This is a genomic window from Caloranaerobacter longqiensis (assembly GCF_050286925.1).
Classification (GTDB): domain Bacteria; phylum Bacillota; class Clostridia; order Tissierellales; family Thermohalobacteraceae; genus Caloranaerobacter.
In genome coordinates, this window is the sequence record NZ_JBFWFX010000005.1 from 164178 (window position 1) to 175923 (window position 11746).

Below are 11746 nucleotides of genomic sequence, written 5' to 3' on the forward strand. Positions count from 1 at the left end.
ATTATGACTTATTCTGCTCCATCATACATAGCTTTAGAATTAACCGGAGATTGTAATTTGAATTGTAAACATTGTTATGGAAATTTTCCTCGCAAACAAGAGGGTGAATTTACGACTCAAGAGGTTTGTGATTTGATTGATGAATTATACAAATTTGGTGTATTTCGCCTGGAATTAGGTGGTGGAGAACCAAGCCTTAGAGATGATTTTATAGAAATACTCAGATTTGCTAATCAGTATCCTGATTTAAATTTGACAATTGTTACAAATGGTTGTTCCTGGACTGAAAAGGACATAGTTGAAGTAGCTTCACTTACCAAAAATAAGAAAATGATTCATTTATCTATGGATGGTTATGACCCTGATAGTTATTCAATATTACGTAGAAATAAAAAAGCTTTCCAGAAAGCTTTAGAGACAACAAAACTAATGTTAAAGCATGGTATTGATGTGCGTTGGAATTATGCTGTAGGGAAAAAGACATATAAAAACTTAAAGAGAACAATAAATTTAGCTAAGGAACTAGGAGTCAGACATATAAGGCTTATGTTACTCTATAATACTGGTAGAGCAGCTGCAGAACAAGAAATGGGTTTTAATTATACCGAGTTTCAACAGTTTATGGTAGATTATGTTGAAGACATATCCGTAAATTCTCCTGTTTCTGTCAGTCTTGCTTTGACACAACCTTTTGAATATTTTGTTCCTTTAATGGAAAAAGGTTACAGTAAAGAGGACGTATTCAGAAGAATACCTAATGCTGCATCTTATTTAGACGATAAAAATTACAAAAGCCAAACCGATCTTGCTTGTAGTGCTGGTAGACTTCAAAGTGCAATTTCGCCTACTGGAGATATGTTTTTTTGTTGTGTTTTAAGTTGTCGACCAGAATTTGCAGGTGGGAATATATTTGAAACTTCTCTACCAGATATATGGAATAATAGTCCTATGTATAAGTGGATTAGAAATTTAAGGTTAAAGGATTTAAATACAGATTGTGATGAATGCAAATACAAGCATATTTGTGGAGGTGGTTGTAGGGCTAGAGCACTTTTTAGTTCTGGAGATTTTTTAGGCCCAGATCCTTTATGTCCTTTTGTTTCTAAAAAACAAAAGGAAAATGTTCCTATTCCATTTATTGATAAAACACCTATAGATGAAGTACGTTCTATAATAAAATCTGATTCAATTGAAACTTTTTCTGTTGAATATAATGGAAATGTTATTAGAGTGCGTCCTGAAGAATTTGGAGCATCTTTATATATACCTGACCACAGTTATCTGGATGTTAATAATTATGGCTTTGAAATATTAGAATCAATATATAAATTAAAAAGTAAAAGTAAGGCAATCAACTTTCTTACACAAAAGTATAATGTATCTAAGAAAAAGATGGAAGATATTGTTGATAGTTTTTTAACTAATATAGTAACATCTTCTAAATGATAAGATTTAAAAAGGTAATAATTCTTAGACTCTCAAAGCCCCTTTTTTTTATTTTGTAAAAAGTATTTGAGAAAGGAGGTGAATTCTGTGGGTCAAGAATTTAAAGTAGTTGGGTGTGACTCCTTTACTCCTGATTTCACCCAATCTTCTGCAAGTGTACTCTGGTATAAAGCTGGTCAGACTGTGATAGTGATTTCCGAAACTGAAGTAGAAGAAGATACTGCAACCAAATAATTAATTAGAATTGTGGAGCTTTGAGAGTCTAATAATATATTTATGAAAGGTATGAATATTATGGGACTTCTAAAAACAAATTATAAGGTTTATAGAAAAAGAAATAAGTATTTATATATATTTCCAGAGATACCTTATTGGCTTGTGGTCAATGAAAATGTAAAAAATATTATTACTTTATTTAAAGAAAACAATCATTTAAAAGATGTTATCAATATGTATTATAAAAAATATGGTGGAGATTTTCAAAAAATAAATGAAACAGTTTATTCATTATATAATCGTTTAAAAGAACACCAGGTTCTAGAAGGGGTAGTAAAAAATAATTTGAAATGGGAAGGTATTATAGATTCAGCAGGTATTAGTCTTACTGAAGAATGTAATCTTAAATGTTTTTATTGTTATGCAGATGCAAATAAGTCAATAAATTCAAATAAAAAATATTTGGAATTTGAATTAATAAAAAAGTATTTAGATGGTGTGAAAAAGTTTGCAAGTGAAAATTGTTATATTCAAATTACTGGTGGAGAACCACTTTTGTTTAAAGATATTTTGTTTGATACAGTAAAATATATCAGAAAAATTCATTTACCTCATATAACAATAAATACTAATGGAATATTAGTTGATGATGAAGTAGCAAAATTCTTTGAAGATTATAATGTAGATAATGTTACAGTATCTTTGGATGGGGTTAATCCTTCTATACATGATAAGTATAGAGGTAAAAATAGCTTTGAAGAAGCTATAAAGGCCATTGAAACTCTAAAGAAGTACAAATTAAATATAACCGCCAGTATGACTGTTCACAAAGAGAATTTTGGGGTATTAAAAGACTTCATTAAATATTGTAGTAAAAATAAAATAACAGCTTTTACTAACCCATTGTTTCCTGTTGGAAGAGGAGAATCTATGAAACATTTACATGTTCCACTGGATCGATTTTTTAATACTATAGCAGATTGGTATAAACAAGGAATATTTACTGCGGATGAGCTTGTTGGTACTTTTTTTGCTACAGTTATTATGCCACTTCGTGATTTACATACAAGGCATTATTGTGGAGCTGCATTATCAACAGTCTATTTAGATACGGATGGTAGTGTCTATCCATGTGCAAATACTTTAGGAAAAGATTTCTTTAGAGGTGGTAACATTCAAAATGATGAATTTGAAGATATATGGACAAATTCCCCTAATTTTAAAAAGATACGTGAAAAAATATCTGTGGATGATATTAATCCTTGTACTAATTGTGATATAAAATATATTTGTGGTGGATATTGTAGGGGAGTTACCTATCAAGTTACAAATAAAATTGATGTTCCCTTCATTTGGTGTAAAGAAATAAAAAAAGCTATTATTGATGCAATGTGGACTATTGGAGAACATCCAGAAGTATACAAAGGAGTAAAAGATAAATTTGTATAGATTTATTATAATTGAAAGGAGTTAGGTGATGCTTGATTATAAAGATATTACTGAAGAGTTATGTATTCTTTGTGGGGCTTGTTGTTCTATTTATATTCCCATAACTGGTGATGCAAGGTATATAAATTTTATTAAAGAAATTGGTTTACCTTACATAGAAGAAAATTCAAAAACCTTACGATTATATCTTGGACCATGTCCAAAGTTAAAAGAAATAAAGGAAGGTGACATTACAAAATATTACTGCACAATTTATCAAAATAGACCGCAATTATGTAGAGATTTTAATTGTGTAGCCTGGGCAAAAGTATCAAATAACTATGAAAATTCACAGTTAGTAAAAAAGGCTATAGAATCTAAGAAGTTATTAAAAAAATTAATTGAAAAGGAGTAATTATTTATATGAATATGTTACTTATTTCATTTAGTGGAAGAAAAAGTAATGGAAATTGTTCTAAGATATTAGATTTTATAAGTGAATATTTACAAGAAAAGAATATTGATGTTTCGAAAATTAGAATGGTAGATTTAGATATAAGGCCGTGTGTTGATTGTGAATATGAGTGTTTTAATTCTTCTCCAAAATGTCCTAAAGATGACGATCTTTACTTTGTATATGAAAGTATAATGAAAAGCGATTATACAATAATGGTAATACCGGTATATAGTGCAGCTCCACCAGCGTTATATTTTGCATGGCGTGAACGTTCACAGATTATTTTTCAAACAGAAGAAATCTATAAAAGATATGAAAAAGTGAAGAAGGCTTATATTATTATCGGTAATAAAGAAGCAGGTGGGGATGATGCAGTAAATATAATTAAAAATTATCATACTAATACTCAAAAAAACATTAATATTCTTCTGCTACAAAGTAGCAAATACGGTCAAAAGTCAGTTGAAGGTAATTTAATAAATGTACCCCAGGTTCAATTTGATTTAACGGATTTTGTAGATAATTTAATAAATAGTTAAGCATAAAAAATTACATATTCATTTTGCCAGATTGGAGTTTAAAGCACAAATTTATTTATAGACTCAAAGCGGGTCCCGCAAAGCGGGACCATTTTTCTATTCAATGAACTCTTCAAATGATATATCAGATACTTTATTTTTTTTAAAATTTTTATCTTTTGATAACCTCTTTTCTTATTTGAATAACTTATTTATCTGCTGGATAACCTAATTATAAATAATATAAATAATAGAAAGGAGGTATTTGATGTATATAAAAAAAATATTTTCAGTGATAGTTATGTTTATATTAATATTTAACTCTTTAATGTGTTTTGCAGATTCTAATTTTGATATTCAAGCAAAGTCTGCAATCTTAATAGATGCACTATCGGGTAAAGTTATTTATGAAAAAAATCCTCATGAAAAATTAGCCCCTGCAAGTATAACTAAAATTATGGTTCTTTTGCTTGCTATGGAAGCTTTAGAATCAAATAAAATAAAACTAGATGATAAAGTAGTGATAAGTTCTAATGCATCGAGTATGGGTGGAAGTCAGATTTATTTAGAAGAAGGAGAACAGCAGACAGTTGAGGATTTAATAAAGTCAATTTGTCTCCGTTCTGCTAATGATGCGGCTGTAGCATTAGGGGAATATATAGCAGGAAGTGAAGAAATTTTTATAGAAATGATGAATAATAAAGCAAAAGAATTAGGTATGGAAGATACGAGTTTCAAGAATATTACGGGATTAGATGAAGAAGGACATTATACTTCTGCCTATGATGTTAGCATAATGTCTAAAGAGTTGTTAAAACATAAAAAAATACATCAATGGTTGACTTTATGGATGAGTTCGATAAAAGTAGGTAAAGAAAAAGATGTTATACAGAATTTAGTAAACACTAATAGATTAATACATGATTATAAAGGTGCTAATGGAATTAAAACTGGATTTACTAGAAAAGCGGGATATTGTTTATCAGCTTCAGCTACAAGGGGAAATTTGACATTAATTAGTGTAGTAATGGGTTGTAAGAATTCGAGCATTAGGTTTAAAGAATCTAAAAAGTTGTTAGACTATGGATTTGCAAATTATCAATCAATTCTTTTAGCTAAAAAGAATACTGTAGTGAAAAAAATACCTATTCAAAAAGGTAAAATTGAAAGAGTAGAAGTCATAGTAGAAGATGATTTAAACTATCTAGTTAAAAAAGGAAGTTCAATAGATATAAAAAAAGAGATTGTTTTACCAAGTTATATTAGTGCTCCAATTTCAAAGAATAGTAAAATTGGAGAAATAATTTATAGGGTAGGGGAAAAGGAGATTGGTAGAGTAAATTTAATTGTTAAGGAAGATATAAATAAAGCTTCTGTTAAAGATTCAATAAGGAAGATATTTAGAACAATGCTAGGTACTATATAAAAATTTTAAATTTTGAATGCTAGATATATTTTGATTTATTTTTAAAATGGTTGTAAAATATATCTAGCATGTTTTTTTAAGGTGATTATATGAAATTAAAAATCTATAAGAAAGAATTAAAGCAATATACAATAAATCATGAAATTAAAAATATATTGTTTATTGCAAGTGAAATATCCAAAAAATATGACAAAGAAGTTTATTTAGTAGGTGGACAAGTTCGAGATATTGTGCTTGGAAACGAAAGCAATGATTTAGATTTTGTAGTAATAGAAGATGCTATGGATTTTTTAGAGAAATTACATGATAGAATAGGTGGAGAAATAAAATATTATAAAAATTTTCTGTCAGGTTCAATAGAACTGGAAAATGGAATTAATATAGATGTAACAACAGCAAGAAAAGAAATTTATGAAAAACCCGGTATGTTACCTATTGTTTTTAAGGGGAATTTATTAGAAGATGTAAAAAGAAGAGATTTTACAATTAATTGTTTATTAGCAGACATAAAAAAATTACCCGATTTAGAAATATTAGATTTTGTTGATGGGGTAAGAGATTTAAATAACAAAAAAATTAGAATATTACACGAGAAAAGTTTTATAGATGATCCTACAAGAATGATTAGAGCTATAAGGTTTGCTTATAAACTGGGATTTGAAATTGAAAAAGATACTAAAAAATTATTATTTGATTCAGTTGAAAAAGGATACGTTAGATTTGTTAGTGAAGATAGAATTTTTCGAGAAATAGTAAAAATTCTATCAACAAATAAGAAATACGTAGGTATTCGTATGTTATATGAATATAATTTATTTCAAAATACATTTTTATCAAATTATATTGATGAAAAAACTATAGAGTACTTTAGAATAATTGAAAATGAATTGTCTTTAATTTGCAATCTTTATAATATTACGAGTGAAAGCATGGATGTAATTAACTTATTAGTGCTATTTCATAATGCAGATTTAAATTATTTGCTAGAATTATTTAACAAATTAAATATATCAAGGAAAATTAAGAAAGTAATAATAAATATTAAAAATAATTACAACCATATTGATAAACTTATTAATAGAGATAAAATTTCTAGTGTAACAATTTATAAAATTATTGATTTAGTTAATATAGAGGGATTAATGTATTTTGCCATAATAAATTTTGACAATAATATCTTTATTGAGGAATTAATAAAATATAGTGAAATTTATAATAAAATGAAATTGTTTGTATCAGGTGAAAATATTAAAAAGTATAATTTAAAACCAGGTCCAATATATAAACAAATTAAGGATGAATTGATATTTAATATAATTACCAAAAAAGCATATAAAGAGGAAGAACAATTAGAGATATTGAATGAAATTATTAAAAAAAGTAAAAGGTGGCATGAAAATGACAATAATCAGTGATTTATGGGCTACTTTAATATATAAAATTTATTTAGTACCGGCTCTATTAATCTCTATTACTTTACATGAATTAGCACATGGCTATGTTGCTTATTTATTAGGGGATAATACAGCAAAAATGAGTAAGAGACTTACTCTTAATCCTATCCATCATATAGATTTTATTGGATTTATATTACTCTTAACAGTTGGATTTGGATGGGCAAAACCTGTACCTATTAATCCAAATAATTTTAAAAATGAAAAAAGAGGTATTTTTATTGTTTCTATTGCAGGACCTTTATCTAATCTGTTTTTTACTATCATTTTAGCTATTTTACTTACTAGAGGGATAATATTAAATAATGTAATATATCAATATCTAAATATATTAATGTGGTATAATGTGGTGTTAGGTATGTTTAATTTGTTGCCAATACCACCTTTAGATGGATCAAAGATATTATATAGTATTCTTCCTGATAAATTGGGCTCATTTTTGATAAAATATGAGAATTATTCATACTTTATATTGATATTTTTATTATTAACCGATACAATTGATAATGTGTTAAATCTCTTAGTAAACTTTTGGTTTAACTTATTAAATATTATTATATTTTGAAAGAACAAAATTTATGGGAGTTTTTGCTATGAAATATAATGTAGTGCTAGAAATTTTTGAAGGGCCTTTGGATTTGTTATTACATTTAATAGATAAAAACGAAGTGGATATAAAAGACATTCCAATATCAAAAATAACTGAACAGTACTTAGAATATCTAGAGAAAATGAAAGATTTAGATCTTGAGATAACAAGTGAATTTTTGTTAATGGCAGCAACGTTACTAGAAATTAAGTCTAAAATGCTTTTACCTAGAAAAAAAGATGAAGGTAAGCAACTTGAAATTGAAGAGATAGATCCTAGAGAAGATTTAGTAAAGAAGTTAATTGATTATAAAAGATTTAAAGAGGCTGCAATTAAATTAAAAGAAAAAGAAGAACTGCAAAGAAAACTTTTTTTTAAACCTAGAGAAGAGATAGATTTAGATATACGAAATGAAAAGCTAGAATTAGAAAATGTAAAAATTGAGGACTTATTTAAGATTTTTTGTAATATAATAAAAAGAAATAATATAGGAACAAAGAAAATTAAAATACATGAAATAAAAAGAGATGAAATTTCAATAGAAGAGAGTATGAAAAGGATAGAAAAGATATTAAATGAAAAAAGAACAATTACTTTTTCAGAGCTATTTGATGAAAATTCGTCTAGAATATATATAGTTGTTACATTTCTTTCTCTCCTTGAACTTATGAAGTTAAAGGTTATTGCTATTAAACAAGAAAAAAATTTTGGAAATATATATATAACATTAAAGTGTTAAAGCATTTGTAAATTCAAGGAGGTTAATGATGGACAAAAGAGAAATAAAATCTATTATTGAAGCTTTATTATTTACATGGGGTGATCCTCTTTCACTTAAAGATATTGCTTCTATTATTGGCATTTCAAAAGAAGATGCACATAATATAATAAATGAAATGATAGAGGAATTTAATTATAATAGAAGGGGTATACAAATAATTCAATTTAACGATAAATATCAATTAAGTACAAGGCCAGAACATCATGAATGGATTTCTAAGCTTTATACACCTAAAACGAGTAAAGGTTTATCAAATGCAGCTTTAGAAACTCTTTCTATTATAGCTTATAAACAACCTATTACAAAGACAGAGATAGAAGCTATACGTGGAGTTAAGTGTGATAAAGCACTTAATACTTTAATTGAGAAGAAACTTATAAAAGAAGTAGGGAGATTAGAAAAAACAGGTAGACCGATTCTATACGGTACAACAGATGAATTTTTATTGCAATTTGGGTTAAAGTCTATTGATGAATTACCAAAATTAAAAGATCTAACAGAAATAGATTTAGAAAATATTGAATAGTATGTTTGTATAAAAGAATTCTTCGGACATTGAGTCCGAAGTTTTTTTGTATGTAGAAACAATTAATCTTTTTAAGCTATAAAAATTAATAGATTTTTCTAAATTGGAAAAAATAGTAGTAGAGGTTCAATTTACATTAAGAGGTGAAATAGTGAAAGTATTATTAATTTTTATTCTTTTAATCTTAATTTTATTATATGCACCAATAAGTATAGAAATAGAATTTTATAGAAAGAATAATAATAATGATTTAGAGATAAAAATAATATCTATATATGGAATATCTAAAATGCAAATAAACATTCCGATGGTTAAACTTATTAATTATAATAGAAAATTAGCTTTGAGGATTAAAAACAAAATAGAAATTGGTCAAAATGAAAAAGATATATTTGTTGATAAAAATATAATAACATATAAACAAGTTATTAATATTTATAAAAACTTTACAAAAAAAAGAAAATATATAAAAGAATTGAGTAATTATATAATTGAAAATTTAGAAATAGAAAAAATCGTTTGGATTAGTAATATTGGAACATCAGATGCTTTTATGTCTGCAATTACTTCTGGTATATTATTACAAATCAAATCATTTGTTTTATTATATCTATTAAATAAAAAAGAAGTTAAAAAAATAGATTTTGCAGTTCATCCTTTATATAAGTCTAACAAATTCGATATGATATTTGACTGTATAATTAAGGTTAAGTTAGTACATATTATTATTGCAGGAATAAAGGGATTCAAGTATTTAAAGGTGGTGAATTAAATGTCAGAACATCCAATTGAAGGTTTAATGAAAACAACAATGGAAAGTTTAAAAGAAATAGTTGATGTTAATACAATTGTTGGGGATCCTGTTGAATCTCCGGACGGTGCTGTGATTATTCCAATTTCTAAGATTTCTGTAGGTTTTACTTCTGGTGGTGGAGAATATAAACTAGGTAAATATAAAAATGGTAAAGATGATAAATCTGATTATGATAAGTTACCATTTATGGGAGGTTCAGGTGCAGGAGTTTCTGTTCAGCCGGTTGCTTTTATTGTAGTTGGTAATGGGCAAATTAAACTTTTATCTGTAGACCAGGGAGTTAATACATTAAATAGTTTATTAGAGTTTATACCTAAAATAACAGAAAGTTTGCAAAGTATTATAAAGAGCAAGGATAAACATAAAAATTCTGAGGAGAGTACGAAAGAGTAGAGATTATCTCTACTCTATTATGCTTTATAAATAGAAGATAAGTGGAGTGGTTTGGATGAAAAGGTATAAAAAATTATTACTTGTTGCAATTATTCTTATATTTTTAAGTTCACATAATTCATATTGCGAACCGATAGAACTTAATGCTAAAAGTAGTATTTTGATGGAAGTAAATACTGGGAGAATATTGTTCTCATATAATCCTCATATAAAACTTCCAATGGCTAGTACAACTAAAATAATGACAGCTTTGATAGCTATAGAGTGTGGAAATTTGGATGATATAGTTACAATAAAGAAGAATTCGGTAGGGATTGAAGGTTCTAGTATATATTTAAAAGAGGGAGAAACTCTTACATTAAGAGATTTATTATATGGACTTATGTTAAGGTCTGGTAATGATGCGGCAATGGCTATTGCAGAACATATTGGTGGAACAGTAGATAATTTTGTAAAATTAATGAATGAAAAGGCAAAAGAGTTAGGTGCTATTAATACGAATTTTACTAATCCACACGGTTTACACGATGCAAATCATTATACTACAGCCTATGATTTGGCATTGATAACTAGAGAGGCATTAAAGAAAAAAGAGTTTAGAGATATTGTAAAATCAAAACTTTGGATTGCAGATAGGGATATAAATAAATATTTTTATAATAAAAACAAAACATTATGGCAATATGAAGGTGGCGATGGAGTTAAAACTGGATATACAAAAAGAGCTGGAAGATGTCTTGTGTCAAGTGCAACCAGAAACGGTATGCAACTTATAGCAATAGTATTAGACGATTATTCATGGTTTAACGATTGTTACAAGCTATTAGATTACGGTTTTAGTGTGTTTAAATCTAAAGTAATTTTTAGTAAAGGCCAATTTATAAGAAACATTGAGGTTATAAATGGAAATAAAGAAAAGGTTCCCATAGTTACTAATAAGGAATTAATCATTCCAATGAGAGATAGTGAAATTGAAAACATAAAAATAAAAATCGAGCTTCCAGAAAAAATATATGCTCCAATTGAAAAGAATCAAAAAGTAGGGAAAATAAGAATTTATTTAAATGGCAAGCTATTTGCGGCTAATGATTTAGTAACTAAATATAGAATAGAGGAGAAATCAATATTTGTAAAAATAACCGACTATTTAAGAAAGATTCTTAATAATTAACAACAAAGATTTTGTTTAATTAACTATAAACTTCTAGCTAATTGCTAGAAGTCAGACTGTGTGTGCCGGGCATGCGTAACAACCAGGTGGTGAAAGTCCACTGTGGGGGTTGACCGTGCCAACCACTAGCCAAAGGCAAGGGTGTCCATCGCGAGGTGGAATCTGAAGGAAGCCGGAGGCAAAATCCTGGTCTGAGGTACACGAACCACATTCGAGGCTGTATAAATCGGGTGAGTTTGCACATCAAAACAAAGCCCAAAACGGTCCGAAGGTTTATGCAGTAAATGTGGCGGATATATGGTAGGAAAGTGGTTACGCTTACCCCGGGAGGTCTCAAGGATACGTCATTTAGATGAACTTCGAAATGACAACCTATGCAGAGATGTATAGCTGAACCTTGAGAAGTCAGCAGAGGTCATAGTACCTATCTAAACCTAGGATAGATAGGGAAGGAACGAACATTAGGGAGGTAAGTAACATTGAAAGATTCGAGAGGTATGCAAAGACCACAGAAAACTTCATATGAA

At 27.8% G+C, this 11746-nt stretch carries 13 protein-coding genes; all 13 read left to right on the forward strand.

Going from position 1 to position 11746, the window contains the following annotated elements; all coding sequences use genetic code 11:
* Window positions 1-3: 3 nt before the first annotated feature.
* The 13 genes from AB4Y15_RS06625 (at window position 4) to AB4Y15_RS06685 (ending at window position 11219) form a co-directional block, all read left to right on the forward strand.
* Entirely contained in the window at window positions 4-1446 is a 1443-nt protein-coding gene (locus tag AB4Y15_RS06625) for a radical SAM protein (RefSeq protein ID WP_427339245.1), read from the forward strand.
* Window positions 1447-1524: 78 nt separating this feature from the next.
* Window positions 1525-1680 carry a hypothetical protein gene (locus tag AB4Y15_RS06630; RefSeq protein WP_427339246.1) on the forward strand — a complete coding sequence of 52 codons (156 nt, stop codon included), beginning with the start codon at window positions 1525-1527 and terminating at the stop codon, window positions 1678-1680.
* A 42-nt stretch (window positions 1681-1722) separates the two neighbouring features.
* Window positions 1723-3111, forward strand: coding sequence for a radical SAM protein (locus AB4Y15_RS06635; protein WP_427339247.1), 1389 nt, complete (start codon window positions 1723-1725; stop codon window positions 3109-3111).
* A 28-nt stretch (window positions 3112-3139) separates the two neighbouring features.
* Complete coding sequence (locus AB4Y15_RS06640) at window positions 3140-3505, forward strand: YkgJ family cysteine cluster protein (RefSeq protein ID WP_427339249.1); 366 nt, start codon at window positions 3140-3142, stop codon at window positions 3503-3505.
* Window positions 3506-3513: 8 nt separating this feature from the next.
* The gene (locus tag AB4Y15_RS06645) at window positions 3514-4086 is read left to right on the forward strand and encodes a flavodoxin family protein (RefSeq protein WP_427339250.1); all 573 of its coding nucleotides are present in this window, start codon (window positions 3514-3516) and stop codon (window positions 4084-4086) included.
* A 247-nt stretch (window positions 4087-4333) separates the two neighbouring features.
* Entirely contained in the window at window positions 4334-5491 is a 1158-nt protein-coding gene (locus AB4Y15_RS06650) for a D-alanyl-D-alanine carboxypeptidase family protein (protein ID WP_427339251.1), read from the forward strand.
* Between the two features lie 89 nt (window positions 5492-5580).
* Window positions 5581-6906, forward strand: a complete 1326-nt coding sequence (locus tag AB4Y15_RS06655; protein ID WP_427339252.1) for a tRNA nucleotidyltransferase/poly(A) polymerase-related protein — start codon at window positions 5581-5583, stop codon at window positions 6904-6906.
* A complete protein-coding gene (locus AB4Y15_RS06660; RefSeq protein WP_427339253.1) occupies window positions 6890-7510 on the forward strand; it encodes a site-2 protease family protein in 621 nt (206 codons plus the stop codon). Before AB4Y15_RS06655 ends, AB4Y15_RS06660 begins: the two co-directional genes overlap by 17 nt.
* Window positions 7511-7538: 28 nt before the next feature.
* Window positions 7539-8273, forward strand: coding sequence for a segregation and condensation protein A (locus AB4Y15_RS06665; protein ID WP_427339254.1), 735 nt, complete (start codon window positions 7539-7541; stop codon window positions 8271-8273).
* A 28-nt stretch (window positions 8274-8301) separates the two neighbouring features.
* Window positions 8302-8841, forward strand: coding sequence for an SMC-Scp complex subunit ScpB (gene scpB / locus AB4Y15_RS06670; protein ID WP_427339255.1), 540 nt, complete (start codon window positions 8302-8304; stop codon window positions 8839-8841).
* Between the two features lie 151 nt (window positions 8842-8992).
* The gene (locus tag AB4Y15_RS06675; protein WP_427339256.1) at window positions 8993-9613 is read left to right on the forward strand and encodes a DUF2953 domain-containing protein; all 621 of its coding nucleotides are present in this window, start codon (window positions 8993-8995) and stop codon (window positions 9611-9613) included.
* Complete coding sequence (gene ytfJ / locus AB4Y15_RS06680) at window positions 9614-10048, forward strand: GerW family sporulation protein (RefSeq protein WP_427339257.1); 435 nt, start codon at window positions 9614-9616, stop codon at window positions 10046-10048.
* Window positions 10049-10103: 55 nt separating this feature from the next.
* Window positions 10104-11219, forward strand: coding sequence for a D-alanyl-D-alanine carboxypeptidase family protein (locus tag AB4Y15_RS06685; RefSeq protein ID WP_427339259.1), 1116 nt, complete (start codon window positions 10104-10106; stop codon window positions 11217-11219).
* Window positions 11220-11746: the final 527 nt, after the last annotated feature.

What these genes read in the sequence shown, in the direction of transcription:
- AB4Y15_RS06640 (WP_427339249.1), top strand. Translation starts at nt 3,140, where the DNA reads ATGCTTGATTATAAAGATATTACTGAAGAGTTATGTATTCTTTGTGGG.
- AB4Y15_RS06645 (WP_427339250.1), top strand. Translation starts at nt 3,514, where the DNA reads ATGAATATGTTACTTATTTCATTTAGTGGAAGAAAAAGTAATGGAAAT.
- AB4Y15_RS06650 (WP_427339251.1), top strand. Translation starts at nt 4,334, where the DNA reads ATGTATATAAAAAAAATATTTTCAGTGATAGTTATGTTTATATTAATA.
- ytfJ (WP_427339257.1), top strand. Translation starts at nt 9,614, where the DNA reads ATGTCAGAACATCCAATTGAAGGTTTAATGAAAACAACAATGGAAAGT.
- AB4Y15_RS06635 (WP_427339247.1), top strand. Translation starts at nt 1,723, where the DNA reads ATGAAAGGTATGAATATTATGGGACTTCTAAAAACAAATTATAAGGTT.
- AB4Y15_RS06685 (WP_427339259.1), top strand. Translation starts at nt 10,104, where the DNA reads ATGAAAAGGTATAAAAAATTATTACTTGTTGCAATTATTCTTATATTT.
- AB4Y15_RS06655 (WP_427339252.1), top strand. Translation starts at nt 5,581, where the DNA reads ATGAAATTAAAAATCTATAAGAAAGAATTAAAGCAATATACAATAAAT.
- AB4Y15_RS06665 (WP_427339254.1), top strand. Translation starts at nt 7,539, where the DNA reads ATGAAATATAATGTAGTGCTAGAAATTTTTGAAGGGCCTTTGGATTTG.
- scpB (WP_427339255.1), top strand. Translation starts at nt 8,302, where the DNA reads ATGGACAAAAGAGAAATAAAATCTATTATTGAAGCTTTATTATTTACA.
- AB4Y15_RS06660 (WP_427339253.1), top strand. Translation starts at nt 6,890, where the DNA reads ATGACAATAATCAGTGATTTATGGGCTACTTTAATATATAAAATTTAT.
- AB4Y15_RS06625 (WP_427339245.1), top strand. Translation starts at nt 4, where the DNA reads ATGACTTATTCTGCTCCATCATACATAGCTTTAGAATTAACCGGAGAT.